This is a genomic window from Rhabdaerophilum sp., from assembly GCF_046092605.1.
Classification (GTDB): domain Bacteria; phylum Pseudomonadota; class Alphaproteobacteria; order Rhizobiales; family Beijerinckiaceae; genus Rhabdaerophilum.
This window is the reverse complement of the sequence record NZ_JBJTDY010000170.1, coordinates 1-26689: the sequence shown is the minus strand read 5'-3', so window position 1 is coordinate 26689 and position 26689 is coordinate 1. Positions and strand designations below refer to the sequence as shown.

Here is a 26689-nt window from a genome sequence, read left to right as displayed (position 1 = left end):
GCTGAACACCTTCGACCAGCTGGCGGATGGCCTCCGGCTGGTCGCCGCGCGGCTCGAAAGGCGCCTTGACGGTGAAGCGGATGCCGCCCTCGCTCTTGGCCGGGCGCTCGGGGCGATGCGGCGCCCAGACCTTCTTCTCGCGGAAGAGCGGATTGCCGTTCTTCAGCAATTCCTGCAGCGCATCATGTGTCGCCTGCACGCCCACGGTGGAGGTGAGGGCATCCGCTTCCGAGATGCCGTCGAGCCCCCCGCCCATGCGCGCATCGTCGGGCAGCAGCGGCACGACATTGCCCTGCATCACACGGCGCGGCTTCGCGCCGGCAATGTCATCGTAGCGCGCGGGTTCGGTCGCGACATCGCGCTTGCGCGACAGTGGCACCTCGTCCGGCAGGCCCAGGGAGGCCACGAGCTTGGGGTCCACGCCCGTCACGGGACCAGCGGCATAGCCCGATTGCGGCCTCTCGCCGAAGCCGCGCCCGCCGGGATGCGATTTCGCCGGCTGGTTCAGGGCAGGATTGAGCAAGGCCGCGAGATGCGGGTCGAGTGGTTGAAGCTCTGGCCGCGAAGCCTTGCCGCGCGAGGGTTTCGGGGATTTCGCCATCCCCTCTAGATGGCTTCTCCGGCTGCGGGGGGCAAGTCCGGAAGCGGCAAGAATCGTGGGGCTCCTGACAGGAACTGACACTTGCTTTCATTCCCCGCTTTGCGCCATCGACAAGGCGAAGCCGTTCTTCCCGATTCCGCCGCGAGCCCCCCGATGTCTCCCGCCACGATCGAACTCATCGGTGCCCTCGCCGCGACGATCACGACTCTCTGCTGGATTCCCCAGGCGATCAAGGTGCTGCGCACGCGCGAGACCGCGGCCATCTCGCTCACCATGTATTGCATGCTCGCGGTGGGAATCGCGCTGTGGCTGATCTACGGATTTCTGATCGGTTCCTGGCCGCTCATCGGCGCGAACACCGTCACATTGGTCCCCGTGCTCGCCATTCTCGTGATGAAACTGCGCTTCGGCTGAGCCGTTTCACCGCGGCACGAGGCGGAGCAGCTTCCCCTCGCGGTCATCCGTCAGCAGGTAGATGTAACCATCCGGCCCTTGCACCACGTCGCGGATGCGGTCTCCCTCGCGCTCCAGCATGCGTGTCTCGCCGATGACCTGCCCGTTGCGCATCTCGAGGCGTGCCAGCAATTGGCCCGCCAGCGCCCCGGTGAAGAGATGGCCCCGCCATTTCGGGAATTTGTCGCCGGTATAGAACATCGCGCCGGAAGGGGCGATGGACGGATCCCAATAGAAGAGCGGCTGCTCCATGCCGGCCTTCCGGGTGCCCTCGCCGATCTTCGCGCCGGAATAATCGATGCCATAGGTGATGACGGGCCAGCCGTAATTCCTGCCGGCCTGCGGCTGGTTGATCTCGTCGCCGCCGCGCGCCCCATGTTCGATGGTGTAGAGCCGCCCGGTTTCCGGGTGCAGCGTCGCGCCCTGCACGTTGCGATGCCCGTAGGACCAGATTTCCGGCTTCGCATCGGTGCGGTTCACGAAGGGATTGTCGGGCGGAACCGTGCCGTCCTTCGTGATGCGGATGACCTTGCCGATATGGTTGGCGAGGTTCTGCGCTTCCTTTTCCATGTTCCCGCGATCGCCGAGCGTGATGAAGAGGGTGCCATCGCGCCCGAAGACAAGGCGACAGCCGAAATGCCGGCTGGTATTGCCCGCCGGCATCTGCCGGAAGATCACCTGGCCCTCCTCCAGGGCCGCGAAACTTGCCGAAAGCCTGCCACGGAACACGCTCGTTCCGGTGCCGCCATCGCGGCTTTCTGCGAAGCACAGGAAGACCTGCCGCGTGGTCGCGAAATCCGGATCGAGCGCGAGCCCGAGCAATCCGCCCTGTCCCATGGCTGCGATCGGCGGAAGCCCGGTGATGGGCGCCCCGGCCGCTCCGGCGCGCAGGTTCACGATGCGCAGTCGCCCCGGCCGCTCGGTCACCAATGCACGGCCATCGGGCAGGAAGGCCATGCCCCAGGGGTTCACGAGGCCGCGCGCGACCACTTCCACCTTTGGCTCCTCCGCTGGCTGTCCCAGGGCGGGGAGCGTCGGCAATCCGGCGAGCGCGACCAGCACGAGCAGCGTCACGGGGCGGGGCATCGGCAACTCCTTCGGCGGATGAAGAGGCCTGAAGATAGCGCGAAAGCCCGCCGCCTCAACCACCACCGATCCCGCGCGGTTTCCGCGATTCGGTTTCCCGGACTTGCCATCTCCGCCATAATTTGCCCTGATGCGTCCAGCGAGGGGGCCTTCCTGTTCATGTCAGGTTGGCTTTCGAACGGATAAGGATGCTGCGGGATCAACCGGCAGGCTGACGGGAGACGCGTGTGACGAGTTTCGGCAGCGGGGGCAGAAGGCCCGCGATCGGCAGAGAATGAGCGGCATGGGCGACCATTCGAGCCGCGCCTTCACGCCGTTCTCCGAACATCGCAAGCGCGATGTCGTCCGCCGGTTCTGGGCGGTGGCCGGCGGCTTCTGGCAGGGCGCGACACGGTCGCGGGCCTTCTTCTACACCTTTGGCCTCGCTTTGGGGCTCATCCTCGTCCTTTTCGTCAATATCGGCATCAATCGCTGGCAATCGGGCCTTTTCAATGCGCTCGAAGCGAAGGACGGACCACGCGCCTTTTTCGTGCTGGCTCTGGTCCCGCTGCTGGTGTTGGGCGGGGCGGGGGCCGGCGCTCTGGTCGTTTACATGCGCGAGACCTTGCAGGTCCTGTGGCGCGAATATGTGGTGAAGGCGCTTGTCGCCCGCTGGATCGACCGCGACCGCTACCGGCAGATGCAGGAGAAGGGCCGCGAGCCGCCGAACCCCGAATATCGCATCGCGGATGACGCGCGCGTGGCGCTGGACCCTCTGGTGGATTTCGCGATTGGCTTCTTCTCGGCCGCCCTGGCGCTCATCGCTTTCATCGGCATCCTGTGGAAGGTCGGTGGCTCGATGACCCTGACCATCTCGGGCACGACGCTGACCATTCCGGCCTTCATGGTGCTGGCGGCGGTGCTCTATGGCCTGACGATGACCACGGCGATCGTCTGGGTTGGCCGGCCGCTGGTGGGCGCCATTGCCCGCAAGAACGAGAGCGAGGCGCGCCTGCGCTTCGATTTGACGCATCTGCGCGAACATGCCGAGAAGGTGCGGGCCGAAGGTGGCGGGGCCGCCAGGCATCAGGCCATTCTCGATACCTACGGGAATGTCGTCGAGCGTTCGCGCCGCATCGTGCAATATCACACGCGCATCACCTGGTTCACCAATGGCAATGGCGTGCTGGTGCCGCTCTTCGCCATCGTGCTGGCGACACCAAAATATCTCGCGGGCGGGCTGACCCTCGGCGATCTCGTGAGTCTCGGCGCGGCCTTCCAGCAGACGCAGATGGCCTTTTCCTGGCTTGTGGACAATTACAGGCAGGTGGCCCTCTGGTATGCCTCGGCCGGCCGGGTTGTCGACGTGATCGACGCGCTGGAGGACGAGCTTTCCGGGAACCTCTATCCGGCCGAACCGGCCCCACCGGCGGAGCGCCCCGAGATCATGCTGAACAATGTCGTGAAAATGCCGGCGGAGTGATCCGCCGGCATCGCGCTCGTCCGGTTTTTGCGCGGCCTCAGACGGGCTGCAGGCCGATCGCCTTCACCACATCCGCCCAGGTCTCCATTTCCTGCTTGAGAAAGGCCCGGAACTCCGCCGGCGGGCGGATATCCAGCGCGAAGCCCATATCGGTGATCTTCCTGGAGACGGCTTCGGTCTGCATCGCCTTGATGATCGCGCGGGAGAGTCGATCGATCACCGGTGCAGGGGTCTTCGCGGGCGCGAAGAAGCCGGCCCAGCTCTCCGCATCGGCATTCGAGACGCCCTGCTCGCGGAAGGTCGGCATGTTCGGAAGCTGCGAGGCGCGCCGGGTGCTGGCCACGCCGATGCCACGCATCTGGCCGGCCTCGATCTGCTTCAGCACGCTCGGCAGGGTGGAGAGCGACACATCGATCCGCCCGCCGATAATGTCCTGCACCAGGGGCGCAGCACCCTGATAGGGGATGTGCTGCATCTGGATGCCCACGCGCCGCATCAGCAACTCGGTGGAAAGATGCGAACCGGAGCCATTGCCGGTCGAGCCATAGTTCAGCTTGCCCGGCTCTTTCTTCGCGAGCGCGATCAGTTCCTGCAGGTTCTTCGCCGGCAGGTCGTTTCTCACCACACGGGCGTGAGGGAAGGCTCCCGCGCCCGCGAGCGGCGCGAAATCGGCGATCGCGTCATAGCCCGGCTGCTTCATCAGCAGCATGTTGTTGCCGTGCGTCTGGTTGTTGCCGAATGTGATGGTATGGCCATCGGGCTCGGCCTGCGCCACCGCGCGCGTGCCGATGGAGCCGGCCGCGCCGGCGCGGTTCTCCACGATCACCTTCTGCTTGAGATCCTCCTCGATCGTCGCGGCGACGATCCGCGCGATGACATCGGTCGGACCGCCGGCCGGGTAGGCCACGACCATCGTGATGGTGCGTGTGGGAAAGCCCGATTGGGCACGGGCCACAAACGGAAAGGCGAATGCAGCGCCCGCGCAAGCGAGCGTCTGGCGACGGTTGAGCATGAATTCACTCCCTAGACGATGTTGAGAAAGGGAAGCCGATCGAAAAATCCGATCCCGATCGGCTTTTTGCCCCCTTTGGCCTTGATGGCCCATGGCAAGAGACATAAAGCGGAGCAGCGCCGAACGCCAGCCCCCGGCTGATCAAAATAGTTGCGCGCGAAACTGATCCGCCCGTTCCCGGAGAGCATCACCATGGCCTTCATTGCCGACGCCCTGAGCCGCATCAAGCCATCCGCGACCATCGCGATCACGCAACTCGCGCGCGATCTCAAGGCGAAAGGCCAGGATGTGATCTCGCTTTCGGTGGGGGAGCCGGATTTTGACACGCCGCAGAACATCAAGGAGGCGGCCATCGCCGCCATCCAGCGCGGCGAGACGAAGTATCCGCCCGTCTCGGGCATCCCCGCGCTCCGCGAGGCGATCGCTGCCAAGTTCAAGCGCGAGACCGGCCTCGATTACAAGCCGAGCCAGACCATCGTGGGCACGGGCGGCAAGCAGGTGCTGTTCAACGCCTTCATGGCCACGCTGAACCCGGGTGACGAGGTCATCATCCCGGCGCCATACTGGGTGAGCTACCCCGAGATGGTGCTGCTCTGTGGCGGCACTCCGGTGCTCGTCACGGCCGGCATGGAATCGAACTTCAAGCTCCAGCCGGAAGCGCTGGAGAAGGCCATCACCCCCAAGACCAAGTGGATGATCTTCAACTCGCCGTCGAACCCGACCGGGGCGGCCTATACCCGCGCCGAACTGAAGGCGCTCACGGATGTGCTCCTTCGCCACCCGCATGTCTGGGTGCTGACCGACGACATGTACGAGCACCTTGTCTTTGGCGATTTCGAATTCACCACCCCGGCGCAGGTCGAGCCGAAACTCTATGACCGCACCCTCACCATGAATGGCGTCTCGAAGGCCTATGCCATGACCGGCTGGCGGATCGGCTATGCGGCGGGCCCGGAAATCCTCATCAAGGCCATGGATCTGGTGCAGGGCCAGCAGACCTCGGGTGCCTCCACAATCTCGCAATGGGCGGCCGTGGAGGCGCTGAACGGCCCCCAGGATTTCATCCCGATGAGCAAGAAGGCCTTCGAGACACGGCGCGATCTCATCGTCTCCATGCTGAACCAGGCGAAGGGCCTCTCCTGCCCGAAGCCGGAAGGCGCGTTCTATGCCTATCCCTCCTGCGCCGCCCTGATCGGCAGGAAGGCGCCCTCGGGCAAGGTGATCGCCACCGACGAGGATTTCGTAATGGAACTTCTCGCCGCGGAAGGCGTCGCGACGGTTCACGGCTCGTCCTTCGGTCTCGGCCCCAACTTCCGCGTCTCCTATGCCACATCCAACGAGAAGCTTGAGGAGGCGGGGCGCCGCATCCAGCGCTTCTGCGCCTTGCTCACCTGAGGCAGGGGCCGGTTGGCGGTAGTGGCCCCTCCCATGGTGCCGTTGCGGAATCGTTCCCTCAAGGGCCGGATGCGGAGCCTTGCCTGCGGCGTTCTGCTCTGGCTCGGCCTCCTGCCGGCTGCGTCCGTGGTCGAGGCGCAGACTGGCATCTTCTCGATTTTCCGAATGCCGCAGCAGACCGACATCGCGCCTCAGGCTGACGCCGAGGAGGATGCCGAATTCGCAATCCCGCCGCTGAATGCCCTGCCCGCGCCGGAACTGCCTCTGCCACCCCAGCGCATGACCGTGGTGCAGAATCCGACCGCGCCGGCACCTCGACCCCCCGGCCTCGAGGCTGTTTTGCCTGCGCCCGTCCTGCCGCTTGCCGCATCTTCTCCGGCCAACGCGCCGGCTCCGGTGCAATCTCCGGCGCCGCAATCCTCCGCGCCGGGCGTGCCTGCCGGTCCGCTCCTGGCCGTGCCCGATCTTCCCTTGCCTCCGCGCCGGCCCGGCACGCCGGTGCCCGCGCCAGAGCCGGAGCCGCCGGCCCAGCAGGCCGAGGCGCCCGCGGAGTCGCCGCCGGAAGCCGTCGATTTTGATTCCTTCGCCGAGCGCCCGACCATGCTGGCCTCGCTTCCCTTCCCCGGCTTCCGCCCGATGCGACAGCCCCCCCTTCAGCAGCAGGAGACCACCACAGAGGAGCTGGAGAAGGAGGAGGAGCGCACGCCCGAGCCGATGAATGTGGAAAGGCAGACGGATTACGTCGATATCGCCTGTCTCAAGCCGGAACTCATGGCGCTTGTGCGCAAGGCTGGCGACCGCTTCGGCACGACACCGATCATCACATCGGGTCAACGCTATCGCGGCCGGCTTGGCTCCTATCATCGCAAGTGCATGGCGGCGGATTTCTACATGCCGGGTGTTCCCCGCGCCGATCTCGCACGCTACCTGCGCAGCCTGCCGGAAGCGGGCGGCGTGGGCACCTATTGCCACACCAAGAGCGTGCATATCGATATTGGCGAGCCCCGGAACTGGTCGCAATGCGGCTTTCGCTTCCGCTTCTCCCAGCGCGGCTGAGGCAGGGCCAAGGCGCGCGAATTCGGGTGGAGCGCGGAAGCGAACGGGCCTAGGACTGGATTTCCGACCGCCTCCCGTGAGTCCTGCATGACCGACCAGCCGAAGCCCGCCGCGCCGCCCGCTCCACCCATGGCCTCCCAGCCGATGAGCGCGGATCTTTGGCTGACGCTCGGCTTTCTCTCGATGCTCTGGGGCGGGTCCTTCTTCTTCATCGCCATTGCCGTCAGGGAATGGCCACCCTTCACCATCGTCTTTGCGCGCGTGGTCATCGCGGCGCTCGTGCTGCTGGCCGTGCTGGCGGTGCTGCGCCCGGCCTTCCGGCTCGAACGGCGTCTCGTGCTGTCGGTGCTCGGCATGGCGCTGTTCAACAACGTGGTGCCGTTTTCGCTCATCGTCTGGGCGCAGGGGCATATCCCCAGCGGTCTTGCCTCCATCCTCAACGCGACGACGCCACTCTTCACGGTGGCGCTGCTGCACCTGGCAGGCGCCGAGCGCGCGACGCCCATGAAGGCCACCGGCGTGCTCGTCGGCATGGGCGGCGTCGCCCTGATGCTCGCGCGGGACTGGGGCGAATTCGGCGCCGTCGAGATCATCCCGCAGCTTGCGATGCTCGCAGCCACGACTTCCTATGCCATTTCCGGCTGGTGGGGCCGGCGCCTGCAGAAGGATGCGGTGCCGCCACTCGTGGCCGCGACCGGGCAGATGATCGGCTCGACCCTCATGCTGGCGCCGCTCGTTTTGCTGATCGACCAACCCTGGCTCCTGCCCTTGCCGGGCACCCCGGCGATCATGTCCATCCTGGCCCTCGGCATCTTCTCCACCGCTCTCGCCTACATCCTGTTCTTCCGGGTGCTGGTGAAGGCCGGGCCAACGAACCTCGCGCTCGTCACCTTTCTCATCCCGGTCAGCGCCATCCTGCTGGGCACCCTGTTCCTGGGAGAGCGGCTCACGCTGTCGCAGGCCTTCGGCATGGCGACGATCGGGCTCGGCCTCGGGCTGATCGATGGCCGCCTGTTTCGCCGGAGGGCAACGACATGACCCCGGATTTCGTGACCGATGAAACCCGCTGGGCGGCCTTCCTCGCGCGCGATGCCGCCGCCGAAGGCTGCTTCCTCGTGGCGGTGACGAGCACGGGCATCTTCTGCCGTCCGGTCTGTCCGGCGCGCCCGAAGCGGGAGAACATCCGCTTCCTGGAGGGGCGCGAGGCCTGCCTGGAGGCCGGATTCCGGCCCTGCAAGCGCTGCCGGCCCTGATTTCCACCCCCATTTCGCGTGGCAATCCCGGCTTTTCCCGCTTGCGCTTGCTTGAGGGGCTGGACGCTTTAGTTTTCCGTGATAAAAGCGTAATTGGTTCATAACTAAACAATGTTCCGGTCAACCGGGCGTGCGAGAACAATGGCCATCGTCTGGAGCGGTGGTTCGGGGAGGATTGGAATGAATGCGATTGCGCGCCCTTGGCTGTCTCATTACCCGGATGCCGTGCCGACCGAGATCGATGTCGCGAGGCTGCCGACACTGAATGCCCTGCTGCAGGAAAGCTTCCGGCAAAATGCGGCAAAGCCCGCCTTCATCTCCTTCGGCAAGGCGCTGACCTATTCCGAAATCGAGCAGAAGGCGCGCGCCGTGGGCGGCTGGCTGCAGGCACAGGGGCTCGGGAAGGGCGACCGCGTCGCCATCATGATGCCGAACGTCATGGCCTATCCGGCGAGCCTGTTCGGCGTGCTGATGGCGGGTCTGACGGTGGTGAACGTGAACCCGCTCTACACCGCGCGCGAACTCGCGCATCAGCTCAATGATTCCGGCGCGGAAGCCATCATCGTGCTCGAGAATTTCGCGCATGTCGTGCAGGAGGTCCTGCCGCAGACGCGCGTGAAGAAGGTGATCGTGGCCCGCGCGGGTGATCTTCTGGGCTTCAAGGGCGCCATCGTTTCCTTCGTGGCGAAGCATGTGAAAAAGGTCGTGCCCGCCTGGTCCATCCCGAAGGCGGTGTCCTTCATGGAGGTGATCGCCGTGGGTGGCCGCGCGGGGCTGCGCCCGGTGGACGTGACCCTCGATGACGTGGCCTTCCTGCAATATACCGGCGGCACGACGGGCGTGGCGAAGGGCGCGACGCTGACGCATCGGAACGTGTCGGCGAATGTCGTGCAATCGGATGCCTTCCTCGGCTGGGCCATCCGCGCCGTACCGAACAACGTGATGGTCACGGCGCTGCCGCTCTATCACATCTTCGCGCTCACCTGCTGCTGCCTCCTCATGATGAAGATGGGCGCGGCCTGCCTGCTGATTGCCAATCCACGCGACATTCCCGGTTTCATCAAGATCCTCAAGGGCACGCGTTTCACGCTGATGTCGGGCGTAAATACGCTCTATAACGCGCTGGCGAACCATCCGGATATCAAGGTTTTCGATTTCTCGAAGCTGCGCTTTTCCGTGGCCGGCGGCATGGCCACCCAGCAGGCCGTGGCGCGGAAATGGAAGGCGCTCACGGGCTGCGCCATCGTCGAGGGTTATGGCCTTTCGGAAACCGCGCCGGTGGCCTCCATCAACCGCCCGGATATCCAGGATTTCACCGGCGGCATCGGTTATCCGGTGCCGTCCACCGATTTCGACCTCCGCGATGCCGAGGGCAACAGCGTGCCGATGGGGGAGCCGGGCGAGATATGCATTCGCGGGCCTCAGGTGATGGCCGGATACTGGAACCGGCCGGACGAGACCGCGAAGGTGATGACGCCGGATGGCTTCTTCCGCTCGGGCGATGTGGGCGTGCTGCAGCCGGACGGGCTCTTCAAGATCGTCGACCGCCTGAAGGACATGATCCTGGTCTCCGGCTTCAACGTCTACCCGAACGAGGTGGAGGATGTCCTCGCCTCCCATCCCGGCGTGATCGAGGTGGCGGTCATTGGCGTGCCGGATGACCAATCGGGCGAGGCGGTCGCGGCCTATATCGTGAAGCGCGATCCCGATCTCACGGCCGATGCCGTGCGCGCCTATGCCCGCGAGAACCTCACCGCCTACAAGGTGCCGAAGGTGATCCATTTCCGCGATGCCCTGCCGAAGACGCCGGTGGGCAAGGTGCTGCGCCGCATGCTGCGCGACGAGATGGTGACGTGACACCTGGGGTGCGATGACGGCACCCCCACGCTGATTTGATTTGTTCGATGCAGGGAGGCACCCTAACCTCCCGGACCTGGTTCGCAGCGCAGGAGCTTCGCCATGCCCATCATCCGTCGCCGCGGCTGGGAAATCCCGGAACATCAGGTCACGCCCGAAGCGATCGCGATGAATCGCCGTTCGCTCATGAAGGGCGTGGGCGCGGCGGGTCTGCTGCTCGCCGGCGGGCGTGCGGCCATGGCGAACGATCCTGCGCCGACCGACAATCTCCACCCCTATGCGCGCAACGCGGCCTATACCGTCGAGCGCGAACTCACGCCCGAGCGCATCACCTCGCGCTACAACAATTTCTACGAATTCGGCACCACCAAGAGCATCTGGCAGGAGGCGCAGGGGCTGAAGACCCGGCCCTGGTCGATCAAGGTCGACGGGCTCGTGGAGCAGCCCTTCGAGATCGGAATCGACGATCTGATCACGGCCATGCCGCGCGAGGAGCGGGTCTACCGCTTCCGCTGCGTGGAAGCCTGGGGGATGACCGTGCCGTGGTCGGGCTTTCCGATGAAGGCCTTCCTCGACCGCGCGAAACCTCTGGGAAGCGCGAAATACCTGCGGATCGAAACCTTTGTTGATCCACGCATCGCGCCGGGCCAGCGGCAGATCTGGTATCCCTGGCCCTATGTCGAGGGGCTGACGATCGCGGAGGCCGCGAACGAACTCGCCTTCCTCGTCACGGGCATCTACGGCAAGCCGCTGCCCAAGCAATATGGCGCGCCGATCCGCCTCGCCCTGCCGTGGAAATACGGCTTCAAATCCATCAAGTCGATCAAGCGCATCTCCTTCACCGAAGAGCGCCCGAAGAGCTTCTGGGAAGTGCTGCAATCAGCCGAATACGGCTTCTGGGCCAATGTGAACCCCGAAGTCGCGCATCCCCGCTGGAGCCAGGCGACCGAGGAAGTGCTGGGCGAGAACCGCCGCATTCCCACGCAGCTCTTCAACGGCTACGGGTCTTATGTCGCCGATCTCTATAAGGGTTTGGAGAAGGAACGCCTCTGGGCGTGAAATCCGGCTCGAAGCGCCGGAAACTCGGGAATCGCTTCAACAATCGGGTAACGAATCGGCGGCAATATACAACTCAGGGGTGTATATCCTTGAGGAGGTGCCGATGTCCGGCCCAATCTCGAACCATCGCTCGGAACTCGTCTCCCGCCTGCAGCGGCTTGTCGGCGTGAACAAGTGGCTGCTGAACCTTCAGACCAACATCATGCGTCTCGAATTCGGCCGGGAGTTCGAGAGCACGCGCATCCACGAGATCAGCGTGGAGCAACTCGCAGCCGCGCTCGACCCCAGCGAGATGGAGCAGTATTTCCAGCACTGGAGCGAGGCGGCGCGCGTGGGCCATGCCGGCCCGATCATCCTGCCTTTCGTGAAGAGCGACGGCACGAAATCGCCGGTCGAGATCGCCTGCTGCCTGCAGGTCATCGGCGAGGAGCGCTTCATCGTCGGCATCTTCAAGCGCCTCCCGGCGCCGCAGAAACTGGCCCAGAACGCGCGGGTGCTCTCGGGTTTCCTCGAGACCTTCATCGAGCATTCGCCGAGCAGCATCGTCGTCACCGATACCTCGGGAGCGATCGTCAGCCTGAACCGGGAATTCCTGCGCTTCATCGGCGGCGTGCAGAAGAGCGATTACCTGCGGAAATCGGTGCTCGATCCGCTCTATGCCATCAACACCGGTCTCGGCATGCTGATGCGGCGCGTGCTGCATTCGCCGCAGCCGGAGCGCGGCAGCTACGAGGTTGTGCAGGGCGGCATGCGCCAGACGCTCTACTGGCGATCCTTCCCGCTGAGCATGGACATGATGGTTGCCCCGCCGAAGGTCTTCGCCTTCGACACCCATCAGCAGGGGCCGCGCGCGGTGGCCTGATCAGTAGACCCAGCGCTGCGCCTTGCTGACCATGAAATCGCGGAAGACCTGAACGCGGGCGACGCCCTTCAGCGCTTCCGGGAAGACGAGGTAGCAATCGAGCTGCGGCATGGTCTCGCCCTGCAGCAGCTGCACCAGCGGCGAGGATTGATCCACCGTGTAATCCGGCAGGACGGCGATGCCCGCGCCGCTGGATGCCGCGTTGAGCAGGGCCGAGAGCGAATTCACCACCAGCGCCGGCTGGCGCGGCTCGCGCCGCTCGCGCCCGGCCGTGCAGTGCCAGTTGATATCCGCGAGATAGCTCGGGATGTCGCCGCCGAAGGCCACGAGGCGGTGCTCGTCGAGATCGGCCACCACCTTCGGCGTGCCGAAGCGCTTCAGGTAATCCGGCGAGGCATAGACATGGAAATGCACCGCGAAGAGCCGGCGGCGGATAAGATCCGCCTGCTGCGGCGCGCGCAGGCGCAAGGCCACATCCGCCTCGCGCATCGCGAGATCGAGCTCATCGTCGGTCAGCAGAACCTGCAGCTTGATATCGGGATAGAGATCGAGAAACTCGCTGAGGCGCGGCGTGAGCCAGATGCCGCCCAGCGCGACATTCGCCGTGATCTTCAATTCGCCGTTCGGCTTCTCGCGGCTATCCGTGAGGCTGAGGCGCGTCTGTTCCAGCTTCGAGACGAGTTCGCGCGCCGTGCGGAACAGCATCTCGCCCTGCTCGGTGAGCACGAGGCCGCGCGCATGGCGATGGAACAGCGGCACGTCGAGTTCGTTCTCGAGCGCCGAGACCTGCCGCGATACCGCCGATTGCGACAAACCCAGCATTTCGCCGGCCCGCGTGAGGCTGCCCGCCTCCGCCGCGGCATAGAAAATCCTGACCCGATCCCAATCCATGCGGCACTCCAGCCCGCTGCACAGGAAAATGCGGATTTGCATTCCCACTCTGCGAAATTTGCATAGCCTAGATCAGACTGCGCCCGTGAAAGCAAGAGGGCAAACCGCAATCGTCACCGGAGGACAGGATTTCAACGGCTTCCGCCGCTCGCATCACTCCGCCGCGATTTTCTGTGTCGCATTGGCGATCAGGAAGCGATCCGCTTCAAGCGCGGCCATGCAGCCGAGGCCGGCGGCGGTCACCGCCTGCCGGTAGGTGTCATCGGCCACGTCGCCGGCGGCGAACACGCCCGGAATATTGGTCTGTGTGGTGCCGGGAACGACCTTGATATAGCCATTCTCCTTCATCTCGACCTGGCCCTTGAAGAGGCCGGAGGCCGGCTCGTGCCCGATGGCCACGAACACGCCATGCGTCCTCACCTCGGTCAGCGCGCCGGTGCGGGTATTCCTGAGGCGCAGATGGGTAACGCCCGGCGGCGCGGTGGTGCCGCAGATTTCGTCCACGGCATTGTCCCAGAGCACCGAGATGTTCTCCTTGGCGAAAAGCCGCTCCTGCAGGATGCGCTCGGCCTTGAAGCTGTCGCGGCGATGCACCACCGTCACGGTCTTCGCGAGGTTCGAGAGGTAGAGCGCCTCTTCCACGGCCGAATTGCCACCGCCGACCACCACCACATCCTTGCCGCGATAGAAGAAGCCGTCGCAGGTGGCACAGGCCGAAACGCCGAAGCCCTTGAAACTCTCCTCGGAGGGGATGCCCAGCCACTTGGCCTTGGCGCCGGTCGCGATGATGAGGGTGTCGCAGGTATAGGCGGTGCCGCTATCTCCCTGCAGCGTGAAGGGCCGGCGCGCAAGATCGGCGCTCACGATGTGATCCGAAACCATCTTCGTGCCGACATGCTCGGCCTGCAGGCGCATCTGCTCCATCAGCCACGGGCCCTGGATGGCCTCTGCGAAGCCGGGATAATTCTCGACATCCGTGGTGATCATCAACTGGCCACCGGGCTCGAAGCCGGAAATCAGCATCGGCTTCATCATGGCGCGCGCGGCATAGATGGCGGCTGTGTAGCCCGCCGGGCCGGAGCCGATGACGATGACCTTCGCGTGGTTCGCGCTCATGGTGAAACCCTGTTCCTAGATCTGGCCTTGCCCGGCCCTGTGCGCAAGGAAGCGTCGGGCCAGTTCGACCGCGATGATCCCCGTCGCGTCGATCGGCTCATAGCTATAGCGTTCCGGTCTTCCCTGAAAGAGGCGGGCCGCGCCGGCCCCCACCAGTCCACGCCAGAATTCGTCAAGCTTGCGCGATTTTCCCGTGAGGCGGAAACCCAGCACCGGCCGACCGGTGGCCACCGCTTCGCCCAGCATGTTGGTCGATTCCATCGTCACCAGCAGGGCATCGCTGCGGGCGAGCAGGGCGGGGTAGGGGTTTTCGCCCTCGCCATTCCAGAACCAGCCGCCCGTTTCCGCGCAGAGGGTGGAAAGCGCGCGCGTGACGCTCTGCGGCGTGCGGCGCGAGGGCGTGCCGGCAAGCCGCCAGCCTTCGCCGATCGCCTGCCTGAGTTGCGCGATCAGCCGCATTTCATCATCCGGCGAGAAACGGAAATCCTTGGAGGTTCCACCCATCAGCAGGCCGAGGACCGGCCTGCCATCCGGCGTCCATGGCGCGACCGCGCTCGCGAGCCTCTCCGGCGAGAAGCGATGTGGCGTTGTGAGCGTGGTCATCACATTAGGGCCGCGCAGCCGGTCATGAAGCGGCACCCAGAGGAAATCCGCTATGCGCGCGCCGGAGCGTGGATCGCGAAGGAAAACCGTGAAGATCCGTCCGCCGCTCGCGCTTTTCAGATGCCGGATGTAGCTCGCCGCCCTGCGCCCCACGCCGATCGCGATATCGGGGAAGGGCGGCGCAAGTGGCGAGCCCGCCACGCCCGGCGCCTCGCGCGGGTCGATCGGCCCCCAGGGCATGAAAGCCGTGAAAATCCTGCGCGACGCCACCACGCGGCTCTCCGCTTCGAGGCCCAGCCGCTCGGTGAGGCCAAGGCCCGGCACGAGGTCGCCCATCTTGCCATCCGTCACCAGCCAGACGCGCTTTCCCGCGAGGGCCTCCCGCGCTTCGGCCAGGGAGCGGATTTCAGGGGATGGGGCCACACGAAACTCTCTTTCGCCAACGCGCATTATTGTTTCGCGCCGACGCCGCGTTTATCGTCGGAAAGGTCGCAGCTTGTCCATCCGGGCAAGCGCGATTCGCCGTTGATCCGGGAATGCCATGACGCGGAGCCTTCAGCTTGACAGCCTCGACTGGAAAATTCTGGCCGAGTTGCAGGCAGATGGATCGCTGACCAATGTCGAACTTGCCCGCCGCGTGGGGCTCACGCCGCCACCCTGCCTGCGCCGTGTTCGCGCGCTGCAGGAAGCCGGGCTGATCCAGGGCTACCGCGCGATGCTCGACCCCGCCTTGCTCGGCTATTCGGTCGTCTGCTTCGCCTTCGTGCAGCTCGCGAGCCAATCCGGCGCGGATCTCCAGGCCTTCGTGACCCGCATCGCGAACTGGCCGCAGGTGCGCGAATGCTGGACCATGTCCGGCGATATCGATTTCGTGATGAAATGCGTCACGACCGATCTTCAGGCGTTCCAGAGCTTCGTGAACGATCTCACGACCACGCCCAACGTGCGAAATGTGCGCACGGCCCTCACTCTCACCAAGGTGAAGGACAAGGGGCTCGTCCCGTTCGGGCCATCGTCCTGAGGCGTTTTCCAGCGAAGCGGTCACGGGTTTGTGAGAAAAAATGCGAAGAATACGAAAAAGCTAGAGCATCCGCCCGCCAAGTGGATACCGGTTGGCGGAAAAAGCGGATGCGAAAACAAGAAGAGTGAGCGCAAGATCTGATTCAATCAGATCGGTTTGCGCTCTAACGGGCGATATCACGCGCCACCCAATAGGCGAGCGCGCGCAACAGCGCATCCACCCGCCGCGCCTCGTTGCCCGGCCCGAAGCCGGCGGAATCCGGCGCGGAGGTCGCGAAGGCGCGCCTTTCCACCAGCACCCTGCCGCGCGAATCCAGCACGCGCGTCACACCGGTGATGGCATCCGGCATAAGGCTGAAATCATTGGTGGTGCCGAAGGGCATGCCGCCATCATGCGAGAGATAGATCTCGCGGATCACCAGTTCGAGCCGTGCTCCCGGCGGGAAGCCATCGGCTCCCGCGCGCGCCAGTTCGGCAGCGAGGTAGCGCGGCAGGGCCTGCCGCACCATGGCCGCGGGCGAAACGCCGCTTTCCACCACCGCGCTGATGCGCGCGATGGGTGCTGCAGAAACCGGAGCGGCCAGCATCAGCGCCAGCGCACCGGCTGCGGCGACCCTAGCGGAAAGCGACCTCGACCACTTCATAGCTCTTGCCTCCGCCCGGCGTGTTGACCTCGACGCTGTCGCCGACCTTCTTGCCGATCAGCGCGCGGGCGATGGGCGAGGAAATCGAAACGCGGCCGAACTTCACATCCGCCTCCAGATCACCCACGATCTGGTATTGCTTTTCTTCCTCGGTGTCCTCGTCCACGAGTTTCACCGTGGCGCCGAACTTCACCGTATTTCCGGTCAATTTCGTGACATCGATGATTTCGGCGCGGCTGATGATGCTCTCGAGCTCGGTGATCCGGCCCTCGTTCAGCGACTGCGCTTCCTTCGCGCTCGAATATTCGGCGTTCTCCGAGAGATCGCCATGCGCGCGCGCCTCCTGGATCGCGAGAATGATCCGCGGACGCTCCACCGATTGGCGGTGCTTCAGTTCTTCTTCCAGGGCCCTGAAGCCCCTTCCGGTCATCGGAATGCGGTCCATCGCACCCTCCAGAAACAACAAGATTTCACCCCCGAGAATGTTTCGGGAAGCGATGAAGATCCAGACGAAAGGGCCCGCAACCTCGCGAACCCGCCGATGGCTGGCGTTCAGGCGAAATAGTCCTGAAGCGCACGCACCTCGAGGTCACCGGCCAGATAGGCCCGAATCCCCTCGGCTGCCGCCATCGCTCCCGCCAAGGTGGTATAATAGGGCACCTTCTGCAAGAGGGCAGCCCGGCGGAGCGAACGGCTGTCATTCATGGCCTGCGCGCCTTCGGTGGTGTTGAAGACCAGCTGGATCGAACCGTTCTTGATCTCGTCTACGATATGAGGGCGCCCTTCGAGCACCTTGTTGATGCGCTCGCATTCGAGGCCATGGCTTGTGAGATATTTCTGCGTGCCGGCCGTTGCGATCAGCTTGAAGCCAAGCTCCGAGAGCATCTTCACGGAAGGCAGCAGGCGATCCTTGTCGCCATCGCGCACGGAAACGAACACGCGGCCGACGGTCGGCACCTTCGTGCCCGAGCCGAGCTGGCTCTTTGCGAAGGCCACGCCGAAGCTGCGATCGAGCCCGATCACCTCGCCGGTCGAGCGCATTTCGGGGCCGAGCACCGTATCGACGCCGGGGAAGCGCGCGAAGGGGAAGACCGCTTCCTTCACGCCCACATGGTTCAACTTCGGCGCGCCCTTGGCGAAAGCGCCGCGCAGCGCCGAGACAATGGGTGCCTCGGAGGTTGCGAGCTTTTCGCCGGCCATCACCAGCGAAGCGGCCTTCGCGATGGGGTGGCCCACCACCTTCGCCACGAAGGGCACGGTGCGCGAGGCGCGCGGGTTCACTTCGAGCACATAGATCGTGCCGCCCTGGATGGCGTATTGCACGTTCATCAGGCCGCCGACTTCCAGCGCCAGCGCCATCGCGCGGGACTGGCGCTCGAGTTCGGCGATCATCTCCGGCGAAAGCGAGCGCGGGGGCAGCGAGCAGGCGCTATCACCCGAATGGATGCCCGCTTCCTCGATATGCTCCATGATGCCGCAGATATAGACGTCCTTGCCATCCGAGAGGCAGTCCACATCCACCTCGATCGCATCGGAGAGGTAGCGATCGAAGAGAAGCGGGTTCTTGCCGAGCAGGGTGTTGATCTGCCCGGTCTTGTCGTTCGGGTATTTCGCCTTGATCTCCGAGGGGATCAGCGAGGGGAGCGTGCCGAGGAGGTAATCGTCGAAGGTCTCCTGCTCGCGGATGATCGCCATGGCGCGTCCGCCGAGCACGTAGGAGGGGCGCACCACGAAGGGGAAGCCGAGATCGGCCGCCACGAGGCGCGACTGCTCCACCGAATAGGCGATGCCGTTCTTCGGCTGCTTCAACTGGAGTTTATCCAGCAGGCGCTTGAAGCGGTCGCGATCCTCCGCGAGGTCGATCGCGTCCGGCGATGTCCCGAGGATCGGCACCTGTGCCTCTTCCAGCGCGCGGGCGAGCTTCAGCGGGGTTTGCCCGCCGAACTGCACGATGGCGCCCAGCAACGTGCCGGCCTCGCGCTCCTTGTCCATGATCTCGAGCACGTCCTCTGCCGTGAGAGGCTCGAAGTAAAGGCGGTTCGCGGTGTCGTAATCGGTCGAGACCGTCTCCGGGTTGCAATTGATCATGATCGTCTCGAACCCGGCATCCCTGAGCGCGAAACTGGCATGGCAGCAGCAATAATCAAACTCGATGCCCTGGCCGATGCGGTTTGGCCCGCCGCCGAGGATGACGATCTTCTGCTTGTCCGAGACGCGCGCCTCATCCGCGAGCTTGCCCGCGAAGGGTGGCGCGTAGGTCGAGTACATATAGGCCGTGGGGGAAGCGAACTCGGCCGCGCAGGTATCGATACGCTTGTAGACCGGGTGCACATCCAGCGACCGGCGCTTCGCGCGCACCTCGGTCGTCTCCATGTTCGCGAGCGCGGCGAGGCGCGCATCGGAGAAGCCCATCCCCTTGAGCAGGCGGAAATTCTCGGTATCCGGCGGCAGGCCATGGGCCTTCACCCGGGCTTCCGTGTCCACGATCTCGCGGATGCGATCGAGGAACCACGGATCAATCCTGCAGCTCTGGTGGATTTCCGCGTTCGAGAACCCGAGGCGCATGGCCTGCGCCACATAGAGGAGGCGGTTCGCGGTCGGCGTGCCGATCGCCGCGCGGATCGCGTTCTTGTCGTCGCCCCTGCCGAGGCCCTCGATCTCGATCTCGTCGAGGCCGTCGAGGCCGGTTTCGAGGGAGCGGAGCGCCTTCTGCAGGCTCTCGTGGAAGGTGCGGCCGATCGCCATGCTTTCGCCGACCGACTTCATCGAGGTCGTGAGGATGCCAAAATTCGGGTCGGTCGAGGGGAACTTCTCGAAGGCGACACGCGGGATCGTCGTCACCACGTAATCGATCGAGGGCTCGAAGGAGGCGGGCGTCGCGCCGCCGGTGATGTCGTTCGCGATCTCGTCGAGCGTATAGCCCACAGCGAGTTTCGCCGCGACCTTCGCGATGGGGAAGCCCGTGGCCTTCGACGCCAGCGCCGAGGAGCGCGAGACGCGCGGATTCATCTCGATCACGACCATGCGGCCATCGGCCGGGTTGATCGCGAATTGCACGTTCGAGCCGCCGGTTTCGACACCGATCTCGCGCAGGACCGCCAGCGAGGCGTTGCGCATGCGCTGGTATTCCTTGTCCGTCAGCGTCAATGCCGGGGCGACGGTGATCGAATCGCCCGTATGCACGCCCATCGGATCGATGTTCTCGATGGAGCAGACGATGATGCAGTTGTCGCGCTTGTCGCGCACGACCTCCATCTCGAATTCCTTCCAGCCGAGCACGCTTTCCTCGATCAGCACCTCGTTGGTCGGCGAGGCATCGAGGCCGCGCTCCACGATGTCGAGGAATTCCTCGCGATTATAGGCAATGCCGCCGCCCGTGCCGCCCAGCGTGAAGGAGGGGCGGATGATCGCCGGCAGGCCGATATCGGTCAGCGCCATCATGGCCGAGCCGAGCGCGAATTCCTGGTAGCGCTTGCCGCGCTCCTTCTCGCCGGCGCTCCATTGCCGCTCGAAAGCCTCGCGGGCCTTGGCCTTCTCTTCGGCCGAGCCGGGGCCGGCCGCGATCGCGGCGAGTTCCGCCCTGTAGGTCTCGCGGTTCTTCTTCTTCAGTTCGGTCGCGTTGGCGAGGCGGGATTTCGGTGTCTCGAGGCCGATCTTGGTCATGGCCTCGCGGAAGCGCTCGCGATCCTCGGCCTTGTCGATGGCATCAGCGGTGGCGCCGATCATCTCGACATCGTGCTTCTCCAGCGCCCCCATCTTCTGCAGCGAGAGCGCGCAGTTCAGAGCCGTCTGCCCGCCCATGGTCGGAAGCAGCGCGAAAACCTTGCCCGGCGGGCATTTCGGGCGCTCGCGGGCGATGATCCTTTCGACCACTTCCGGGGTGATCGGCTCGACATAGGTCGCGTCCGCCAGTTCCGGGTCGGTCATGATGGTGGCGGGGTTGGAGTTCACCAGAACGATCCGGTAGCCCTCCGCCTTCAGCGCCTTCACGGCCTGCGTGCCGGAATAGTCGAATTCGCAGGCCTGCCCGATCACGATGGGGCCCGCCCCGATGATCATGATCGTGTGGATGTCTTGGCGTTTCGGCATGGCTCACGGACTCAGGATGCGCGTTCCTCCGCACCCGTGCATTTGCAGCCGCGCGGGCGGGGAGGGATCACTCAATGGGATGCTAAGCCGCCGCTATAGCCAGAAGGCGAAGGCGGGCCAAGCGAAAAAGCCCCGCCTGTCGCGGAAAAAGCGTGGATGGAGGGGCGGCGCACGCCGCCTCTGGAGTGATCGTCGGATGATGCTATGGTCTCGCGCGTCAGGCAGGGCGCGGCAGGGCGCCTCACATGAGGGAGTTTACACCATGGAATGGGTTGTTCTCGGCGTCATCGTGCTCATCCTTTTCTGGGGGATCGCGACCTATAACGGACTGGTGAGCCTGCGGCAGCGTGCCAGCCAGGCCTTTGCGGATATCGACGTGCAGCTGAAGCAGCGGCATGATCTCATCCCCAACCTCGTGGAAACCGTGAAGGGCTACGCGACCCACGAGAAGGAAACGCTCGACGCGGTCATCAAGGCGCGCAATTCGGCGATCTCCGCTGAGGGCACGGCCGCGCAGGCGCAAGCCGAGCAGCAGCTTTCCGGCGCGCTGGGTCGCCTGATTGCCCTGTCCGAGGCCTACCCGGACCTCAAGGCGAACACGAACTTCCTCGATCTGCAGAGCCAGCTCGCCAATGTCGAGGACAAGCTCTCCGCCGCCCGCCGCTTCTTCAACAACGCGGTGAGCGAGTTCAACGCCGCGATCCAGGCCTTCCCGGCCGTGCTCTTTGCCCGCTCCATGGGCTTTGCCGAGCGCACCTTCTTCGAACTGGGCGAGGATGGCCGCAAGACCCTTGATCAGGCTCCGAACGTGAAGTTCTGAGCCCATGATCGGCGAGGCCTTCGGGCTCTACACGCATATCCGGCGCAATCGCTGGCGATCGAACGTGCTGATCGCCGGCCTTTTCGTGCTTGTGCTGATGGTGACTTTCGGCACCACCCTCATCATCGACGGGCAGACACGCTTTGCCCCGCTCGACGATCACCTCGCCCATGCCGCGCGACAGACGCTCGTTTACACCCCCATCGCCCTGGCGATCACCGCGCTCTGGGTGCTGATCGGTTATGGCGCGAATGTCGCGCTGATCGGCTGGGCGACGGGCTCCGCGCCGCTCTCGCGCGAGCAATCCCCGCGTCTGTGGAAGCTCACGGAGGATCTCTGCATCTCGCGGGGCATGGCCGTGCCGCGCCTTCAGATCATCGACACGGATGCGCTGAATGCCTTCGCCTCGGGGGTCAACGAGAAGCAGTATACCGTCACGGTCACGCGCGGGCTGATGGAAACGCTGGATGATGCCGAACTGGAAGCGGTGATCGCGCATGAGCTGACCCATATCCGCAATGGCGATGTGAAGCTGATGATCGTCGCCGTGCTGATCGCGGGGGTCGTCTCCTTCTTCGGCGAGATGGTGGTGCGCGGCCAGCGCTTTTCGAATGTACAAGTGACGCATCGCGGCTCGAATGGCGACAGCCGTGGTTCGGGCAAGGGTGCTGCGGTGCTGATCGGCATTGCGATCCTCATCCTCGCCTGGATTCTCGCGGTGGTGATCCGCTTCGCGCTCTCGCGCTCCCGCGAATATCTCGCGGATGCCGGCGCGGTGGAACTCACCAAGAACCCCGATGCGATGATCTCAGCCCTGCTGAAAATCTCGGGCCGCGCGGATATTCCCGGCGTTCCCTCGGGCGTGATGGATATGTGCATCGAGAACGACCCGAATGATTTCGCGGATATCTTCTCGACCCATCCCTCCATCACCAAGCGCATCCATGCTTTGCAGGCCTATGCGGGCGGGCATCTGCCGCCCGGGCCGCCGCGCATCAGTGAGCGCGAGGCTCTGCCGGAAATCGTGGAGAAACGGGGGCCTTGGGGCCGCCGGCCGCAATGAAGGGCACGGGGTTTCTCCGGCAGGTCACGGCGTTTTTCGGCGTGGGTATCCTCGCGGCCATCACGCATTACGGCACGCTGATCGGATTGGTCGAAACCGGTGCGATGGCCGTTATCCCGGCCACGCTTCTGGGCTATGGGCTGGGCGGGATCGTCTCCTATGCGCTCAACCGCATGATGACCTTCGAGGCGACGCGCAGCCACGCTGAGGCCGGCTGGCGCTTCGCGGTGGTCGCGGGTGTGGGCTTCGTGCTCACATGGCTCTTGATGAGCTTCATCCACGGCCAATGGGGCGTGCCGTATCTCGCAGCACAGGTGCTGACCACGGGCGTGGTGCTGGTCTGGAGCTTCCTCGCGCACAAATACTGGAGCTTCGGAGAGGGGCGTTAGAGCATTTTCCGATCCACTGGATACCGGTTGGTCGAAGAAAATGCGATCAAACAAAGAGATAAAGCATCCGAGCTCATTCCATCAGATCGGAGTCCGCTCTAGGGCGATGGCGTTACCGCCTTTCCACCGTCATGGCCGGACTTGTTCCGCCCCTCCGTGTCATTTCCGGCGGCAAAGTCGTGGACGCTGCGGGCCAGGCTTGGGCATGAGGTTGCGAGGCTATTCCAGCGGCGCGAGCTTCACCGCCATGAAGGCCATGCGCGACTGGTTGTGCCCGGGATTGCGCTCGAGCCGCCGCGCGGTGAGCCCGAGGCCCTCAAGCAGCGAGAGCATCTCGGCTTCGGTGTAGCGCGTGAGGCCCAGATCAGCCCGGAGCTTGCGGTAATCCGAGAGCGCCGCGCGCACGAGGCCTAGCCCCGCAGCCATCAGGAACCCACCCTCGAAACCGAAGCGCAGCAGCGCGAGCGCATCAGTCGTCGCGGGCAGATCGGGCGGCAGGATATCGCCCACCACCAGCCGCCCGCCATCCCTCAGCTTTTCCGCGAGGCGCTCGATCAGGCCGGGGAAATCCTCGCGCGGCACATATTGCGCCACGGAATGCAGGATGATCAGGTCGAGGCTCGCCTCGGGCAGCGCGAGGACCTGCTCATCCGGGAGCACCGCGATACGCGGGTGGCCGGCAAAGCGCGCGGCGAGTTTCTCGCGCACATTCGGCGCGGCATCCGACAGGGTGAGGCGGCGCGTCTTCCCGGCGAGGAGTTCGGCCGCGAGCGCTTCCCCGCACCCGTAATCGAGCACGAGGGCATCCGCATCGGGCACCAGGCTCGCGAGGTCGGCGGCGAGCAGGCGGTAATGAAGCGCCTTGTGCCGCTCATTCACGTAAATCGGATGGTCGCCGTTCCAGTAATCGATCCAGCTTTTCATGCGCCGGGATGTCCCACGCCCTTAGCGCCGGCGCAAGCGGTTCAGATAGGCGATGAAATCGTCAATATCCCCGGCCGTGAATTCGAATTCGGGCATGTCGCGATGGCCCACGACGATTCCCTCGGCGAGAGCCTCCTCAAGGTTTTCAGGCTTGTAGCGCCGGGCGATCACGCGGAAGGGCGGGGCCTGCGGGTGCGGGCTGCTGCTTACCGGTCCGATGGCGTGGCAGCGGCTGCAGAGCGTCTTCGCCAGGCGCTGGCCCTTGTTGGCGTCGCGCGCCTCGGCGGGCAGGGCGAGGAGGCTCAGCACAAGCAGCAGGGCGGTGCGTGACATCGCAAGTTCTCCCGGTTATCCGAAAAGATATGCCGCTCCGAGCGCCGGATGTCCTTGATCTGGATTCGGCTTGCGCCCGGAGATTCAGGCCTTCCCGGCCTTGTTCGCGCGCATCATCGCAACGAAGCGATCGAACAGGTAATGGCTGTCTTCCGGGCCGGGCGAGGCCTCGGGATGCTGCTGCACCGAGAAGGCCGGGCGATCCTTGAGGCGGATGCCGCAATTCGAGCCATCGAAGAGCGAGACATGCGTCTCTTCGGCATTGGCCGGCAGCGTTGCGGGGTCCACCGCGAAGCCGTGGTTCATGGAGACGATCTCAACCTTGCCGGTCGCGTGCTCCTTCACCGGGTGGTTGGCGCCGTGGTGGCCCTGCGGCATCTTCATGGTCCTGGCGCCGATCGCCAGCGCCAGCATCTGGTGGCCGAGACAAATCCCGAAAGTCGGAACCTTCGCATCCAGCAGGCCGCGGATGGTCGGCACGGAATACTGGCCGGTCGCGGCGGGGTCGCCCGGACCATTCGCGAGGAACACGCCATCGGGCTTCAGCGCAAGCACATCCTCGGCCCTGGAATTCGGCGGCAGCACGGTCACCTTGCAGCCGCGTGAGGCAAGCAGGCGCAGGATGTTGCGCTTGATGCCGTAATCGAGCGCCACGACATGGAATTCCGGCTTTTCCAGCCGACCATAGCCCTCCCCCCACGCCCAGGTGGTCTCGTCCCAGTCATAACGCTGCGGACCCGTGACATGCGGCACGAGATCGAGCCCATCCATGGGGGGCAGGGCCTTCGCGGCTTTCTGCAGCGCCTTCCGATCGAAGATGCCCGCCGGGGAATGGATCAGAACCGCGTTCTGCATGCCCTTGTCGCGGATCAGCGCGGTGAGCGCGCGGGTATCCACCCCTGCAATGCCGACGATGTTGCGCGTCTTCAGCCACGCATCGAGGTGCCGGCTCGCGCGGTAATTCGACGGGTCGGAGATCGGAGCCCCCAGCACGAGGCCCGAAACGCCCGTGCTGCCGGCCATGTTGACTGTCTCGATATCCTCGTCGTTCACGCCCACATTCCCAATATGCGGAAACGTGAAGGTGATGATCTGGCCGGAATAGGAGGGGTCCGTCAGAATTTCCTGGTAGCCCGTCATCGCGGTGTTGAAGCAGAGCTCGCCGAAGCCTTCGCCCACGGCGCCGATGCCTTCGCCCTCGATCACCGTGCCATCCGCCAGCACGAGTAGGGCGGTGACGGCCGGTTTCGACCACGGTTCAGGCGTGACGCTGCGATTTTCGGATTGCGGGACAATCGTCGTCATGGCACTCACCGGAGCTCAGGGTGGTCGATGTCTTGGATGGGCGGCGCGGGGCCGATGGGGCCGGACGCAGCGCGAAACGGACCTTCGCTTAAGGAAGCTTCTGCCCGAAATCAATGCTCGCCCGGTGATTTTGCCGTGCTTTCCAGTTCAGGTGACATGATGCGCGATACGGTGATGGCCGCCCTCAAGGATGCGATGAAGGCCGGTGACAAGGTGAAGCTCGGTGCGGTGCGCCTCATTCAGGCCGCCATCAAGGATCGCGACATCGAGGCGCGCGGCGCGGGCAAGGAGAAGGCCAGCGACGACGAACTCCTCTCGCTCCTGCAGAAGATGATCAAGCAGCGGCAGGAATCGGCCTCGATCTACCACGCCAATGGCCGCCCCGAACTCGCGGCGCAGGAAGAGGCGGAAATCGCCGTCATCCAGTCCTTCCTGCCGAAGCAGATGGATGAAACTGAGGTGAAGGCAGCCATCGCGGCGGCCATCACCGACACGAGCGCCGCCGGCATGAAGGACATGGGCAGGGTCATCGCGCTGCTGAAGGAGCGCCATGCCGGGCAGATGGATTTCGGCAAGGCCAGCGGTCTCGTGAAGGCGGCGCTTTCGGCGTGAGTTCTGGCCGCATCGTCGGGCGGAAAGCGGTGTCTGGTTTGATGTCAAAGCGATTGGACAGAATCGCCTGAACCCTGTGGATTACGGGGATTTCTCAAGGCCGGTTTTCTCAGCCGGCCTTCTTCTTCTCGGCCATGTAATGCCGCAGCACGGCATTGATGCGCCCCTGATAGCCGGGGCCATCCTTCCTGAAGAATTCCAGCACATCGGGGTCGAGGCGAATGGAGATGGCCTGCTTGGCCACGAAGGGTTTCACCTCCACCGTTGCCCAGTCGATATCCTTGAACTCCGCCCAATCCGGATCATCCGCGATGACGCGTTCGAGCTGTTCCTCGGTGAGGGCATCGAGCCGCGCCCAGTCGGTCTGATCTTCCTGAAGTTCAAGGCGGCCGTCGGGATGGCGAACAACGTGCCTCCCATCGCTAACTTTGCCGATATAGGTCACGATATGTTCGCGCGCCATTTTTCCACCTCTTCTTTCCGTGCCTTGCGTGCAGATATAATTCGAAGCCTCTCGCCTCGGATCGTATAGACCACCGCGATCACCCGGCCGTTCAATGCCCCGATCAGAATGCAGCGTTGCTCGCTATCCCGATCAGAGCGGATGTCGAAGCTCTGCCGATCCAGAAAAACCGAAATGCAGGCTTTGAAATCGATGCCATGCTTTTCAATGTTTGCGAGGCGTTTGGCCTCATCGTATTCTACTTCCATGACGTCGCTCCCGCAGCGGTTCGCTGGATTGCAAGTCGCGTGCTGAACCAAAAAGACAGGACAGACAGGACAG

28 protein-coding genes and 1 pseudogene are annotated in these 26689 nt (G+C 64.5%); 14 read left to right on the top strand and 15 right to left on the bottom strand.

Going from position 1 to position 26689, the window contains the following annotated elements:
• Nucleotides 1–601, bottom strand: a pseudogene (locus ACKODO_RS13215) (hypothetical protein); the annotation flags it as partial.
• A gap of 153 nt (nt 602–754) precedes the next feature.
• On the opposite strand from ACKODO_RS13215, the gene ACKODO_RS13210 reads away from it, so the two are divergent.
• Entirely contained in the window at nt 755–1015 is a 261-nt protein-coding gene (locus ACKODO_RS13210; RefSeq protein ID WP_408983901.1) for a SemiSWEET family sugar transporter, read from the top strand.
• A 6-nt stretch (nt 1016–1021) separates the two neighbouring features.
• On the opposite strand, the gene ACKODO_RS13205 is transcribed toward ACKODO_RS13210, so the two are convergent.
• Entirely contained in the window at nt 1022–2140 is a 1119-nt protein-coding gene (locus ACKODO_RS13205; RefSeq protein WP_408983900.1) for a PQQ-dependent sugar dehydrogenase, read from the bottom strand.
• A 283-nt stretch (nt 2141–2423) separates the two neighbouring features.
• On the opposite strand from ACKODO_RS13205, the gene ACKODO_RS13200 reads away from it, so the two are divergent.
• Complete coding sequence (locus ACKODO_RS13200; protein ID WP_408983899.1) at nt 2424–3602, top strand: SbmA/BacA-like family transporter; 1179 nt, start codon at nt 2424–2426, stop codon at nt 3600–3602.
• Nucleotides 3603–3639: 37 nt separating this feature from the next.
• Here the strand turns inward: ACKODO_RS13200 and ACKODO_RS13195 are convergent, their stop codons facing one another.
• The gene (locus tag ACKODO_RS13195) at nt 3640–4614 is read right to left on the bottom strand and encodes a Bug family tripartite tricarboxylate transporter substrate binding protein (protein WP_408983898.1); all 975 of its coding nucleotides are present in this window, start codon (nt 4612–4614) and stop codon (nt 3640–3642) included.
• Between the two features lie 11 nt (nt 4615–4625).
• A complete protein-coding gene (locus ACKODO_RS13190; RefSeq protein WP_408983897.1) occupies nt 4626–4817 on the bottom strand; it encodes a hypothetical protein in 192 nt (63 codons plus the stop codon).
• Here ACKODO_RS13190 and ACKODO_RS13185 point away from each other — a divergent pair.
• The 7 genes from ACKODO_RS13185 (at nt 4807) to ACKODO_RS13155 (ending at nt 12096) form a co-directional block, all read left to right on the top strand.
• The gene (locus tag ACKODO_RS13185) at nt 4807–6009 is read left to right on the top strand and encodes a pyridoxal phosphate-dependent aminotransferase (RefSeq protein ID WP_408983896.1); all 1203 of its coding nucleotides are present in this window, start codon (nt 4807–4809) and stop codon (nt 6007–6009) included. The two genes, ACKODO_RS13190 and ACKODO_RS13185, sit on opposite strands and share 11 nt — an antisense overlap.
• Before the next feature lie 42 nt (nt 6010–6051).
• Nucleotides 6052–7065: a YcbK family protein gene (locus tag ACKODO_RS13180; RefSeq protein WP_408983895.1), complete on the top strand. Its 1014-nt coding sequence runs from the start codon at nt 6052–6054 to the stop codon at nt 7063–7065.
• Nucleotides 7066–7152: 87 nt separating this feature from the next.
• Nucleotides 7153–8103: a DMT family transporter gene (locus ACKODO_RS13175; RefSeq protein ID WP_408983894.1), complete on the top strand. Its 951-nt coding sequence runs from the start codon at nt 7153–7155 to the stop codon at nt 8101–8103.
• Nucleotides 8100–8318: an Ada metal-binding domain-containing protein gene (locus ACKODO_RS13170; RefSeq protein ID WP_408983893.1), complete on the top strand. Its 219-nt coding sequence runs from the start codon at nt 8100–8102 to the stop codon at nt 8316–8318. Before ACKODO_RS13175 ends, ACKODO_RS13170 begins: the two co-directional genes overlap by 4 nt.
• A 180-nt stretch (nt 8319–8498) precedes the next feature.
• The gene (locus ACKODO_RS13165; RefSeq protein WP_408983892.1) at nt 8499–10175 is read left to right on the top strand and encodes an AMP-binding protein; all 1677 of its coding nucleotides are present in this window, start codon (nt 8499–8501) and stop codon (nt 10173–10175) included.
• A 102-nt stretch (nt 10176–10277) separates the two neighbouring features.
• Nucleotides 10278–11234 carry a protein-methionine-sulfoxide reductase catalytic subunit MsrP gene (msrP, locus tag ACKODO_RS13160; RefSeq protein WP_408983891.1) on the top strand — a complete coding sequence of 319 codons (957 nt, stop codon included), beginning with the start codon at nt 10278–10280 and terminating at the stop codon, nt 11232–11234.
• A 103-nt stretch (nt 11235–11337) separates the two neighbouring features.
• Nucleotides 11338–12096, top strand: a complete 759-nt coding sequence (locus tag ACKODO_RS13155) for a hypothetical protein (protein ID WP_408983890.1) — start codon at nt 11338–11340, stop codon at nt 12094–12096.
• Here the strand turns inward: ACKODO_RS13155 and ACKODO_RS13150 are convergent, their stop codons facing one another.
• The 3 genes from ACKODO_RS13150 to ACKODO_RS13140 all read right to left on the bottom strand — a co-directional run bounded on the left by ACKODO_RS13150 (nt 12097) and on the right by ACKODO_RS13140 (nt 15129).
• Nucleotides 12097–12987, bottom strand: coding sequence for a LysR family transcriptional regulator (locus ACKODO_RS13150; RefSeq protein ID WP_408983889.1), 891 nt, complete (start codon nt 12985–12987; stop codon nt 12097–12099). It abuts the gene before it with no gap.
• A 153-nt stretch (nt 12988–13140) separates the two neighbouring features.
• Nucleotides 13141–14103, bottom strand: a complete 963-nt coding sequence (gene trxB, locus ACKODO_RS13145) for a thioredoxin-disulfide reductase (RefSeq protein WP_408983888.1) — start codon at nt 14101–14103, stop codon at nt 13141–13143.
• Nucleotides 14104–14118: 15 nt separating this feature from the next.
• On the bottom strand, nt 14119–15129 hold the full coding sequence (locus ACKODO_RS13140) for a mitochondrial fission ELM1 family protein (RefSeq protein ID WP_408983887.1): 1011 nt from the start codon (nt 15127–15129) through the stop codon (nt 14119–14121).
• 118 nt (nt 15130–15247) lie between these two features.
• Here ACKODO_RS13140 and ACKODO_RS13135 point away from each other — a divergent pair, with 118 nt between their 5' ends.
• Entirely contained in the window at nt 15248–15727 is a 480-nt protein-coding gene (locus ACKODO_RS13135) for an Lrp/AsnC family transcriptional regulator (RefSeq protein WP_408983886.1), read from the top strand.
• Nucleotides 15728–15890: 163 nt separating this feature from the next.
• Here ACKODO_RS13135 and ACKODO_RS13130 read toward each other — a convergent pair whose 3' ends face one another.
• From ACKODO_RS13130 to carB, 3 genes are all read right to left on the bottom strand, one after another.
• Complete coding sequence (locus ACKODO_RS13130) at nt 15891–16370, bottom strand: hypothetical protein (RefSeq protein ID WP_408983885.1); 480 nt, start codon at nt 16368–16370, stop codon at nt 15891–15893.
• Nucleotides 16342–16815, bottom strand: a complete 474-nt coding sequence (gene greA / locus ACKODO_RS13125) for a transcription elongation factor GreA (protein WP_408983884.1) — start codon at nt 16813–16815, stop codon at nt 16342–16344. The genes ACKODO_RS13130 and greA overlap by 29 nt, the downstream gene beginning before the upstream one ends.
• 107 nt (nt 16816–16922) lie before the next feature.
• The gene (gene carB / locus ACKODO_RS13120; protein WP_408983883.1) at nt 16923–20459 is read right to left on the bottom strand and encodes a carbamoyl-phosphate synthase large subunit; all 3537 of its coding nucleotides are present in this window, start codon (nt 20457–20459) and stop codon (nt 16923–16925) included.
• Between the two features lie 262 nt (nt 20460–20721).
• On the opposite strand from carB, the gene ACKODO_RS13115 reads away from it, so the two are divergent.
• Genes ACKODO_RS13115 through ACKODO_RS13105 form a run of 3 tightly spaced genes read left to right on the top strand, consistent with a single transcriptional unit; the run spans nt 20722 to nt 22731 of the window.
• Nucleotides 20722–21279, top strand: a complete 558-nt coding sequence (locus ACKODO_RS13115; protein WP_408983882.1) for a LemA family protein — start codon at nt 20722–20724, stop codon at nt 21277–21279.
• Between the two features lie 4 nt (nt 21280–21283).
• Nucleotides 21284–22342 carry a M48 family metallopeptidase gene (locus tag ACKODO_RS13110; RefSeq protein ID WP_408983881.1) on the top strand — a complete coding sequence of 353 codons (1059 nt, stop codon included), beginning with the start codon at nt 21284–21286 and terminating at the stop codon, nt 22340–22342.
• Nucleotides 22321–22731, top strand: a complete 411-nt coding sequence (locus ACKODO_RS13105; protein WP_408983880.1) for a GtrA family protein — start codon at nt 22321–22323, stop codon at nt 22729–22731. The genes ACKODO_RS13110 and ACKODO_RS13105 overlap by 22 nt, the downstream gene beginning before the upstream one ends.
• Nucleotides 22732–22950: 219 nt before the next feature.
• On the opposite strand, the gene ACKODO_RS13100 is transcribed toward ACKODO_RS13105, so the two are convergent.
• The 3 genes from ACKODO_RS13100 to carA form a co-directional block, all read right to left on the bottom strand.
• A complete protein-coding gene (locus tag ACKODO_RS13100; RefSeq protein WP_408983879.1) occupies nt 22951–23655 on the bottom strand; it encodes a class I SAM-dependent methyltransferase in 705 nt (234 codons plus the stop codon).
• 21 nt (nt 23656–23676) lie between these two features.
• Nucleotides 23677–23988: a c-type cytochrome gene (locus ACKODO_RS13095; RefSeq protein WP_408983878.1), complete on the bottom strand. Its 312-nt coding sequence runs from the start codon at nt 23986–23988 to the stop codon at nt 23677–23679.
• A gap of 84 nt (nt 23989–24072) precedes the next feature.
• The gene (gene carA / locus ACKODO_RS13090; RefSeq protein WP_408983877.1) at nt 24073–25293 is read right to left on the bottom strand and encodes a glutamine-hydrolyzing carbamoyl-phosphate synthase small subunit; all 1221 of its coding nucleotides are present in this window, start codon (nt 25291–25293) and stop codon (nt 24073–24075) included.
• Between the two features lie 156 nt (nt 25294–25449).
• Between carA and ACKODO_RS13085 the strand changes: the two genes are divergently transcribed.
• Entirely contained in the window at nt 25450–25905 is a 456-nt protein-coding gene (locus ACKODO_RS13085) for a GatB/YqeY domain-containing protein (RefSeq protein WP_408983876.1), read from the top strand.
• Between the two features lie 109 nt (nt 25906–26014).
• On the opposite strand, the gene ACKODO_RS13080 is transcribed toward ACKODO_RS13085, so the two are convergent.
• Both ACKODO_RS13080 and ACKODO_RS13075 read right to left on the bottom strand, forming a co-directional pair.
• Complete coding sequence (locus ACKODO_RS13080) at nt 26015–26368, bottom strand: BrnA antitoxin family protein (RefSeq protein ID WP_408983875.1); 354 nt, start codon at nt 26366–26368, stop codon at nt 26015–26017.
• Nucleotides 26347–26689: BrnT family toxin (locus ACKODO_RS13075; RefSeq protein WP_408983874.1), on the bottom strand; the 343-nt coding region annotated here is incomplete at its 5' end. The genes ACKODO_RS13075 and ACKODO_RS13080, both read right to left, overlap by 22 nt.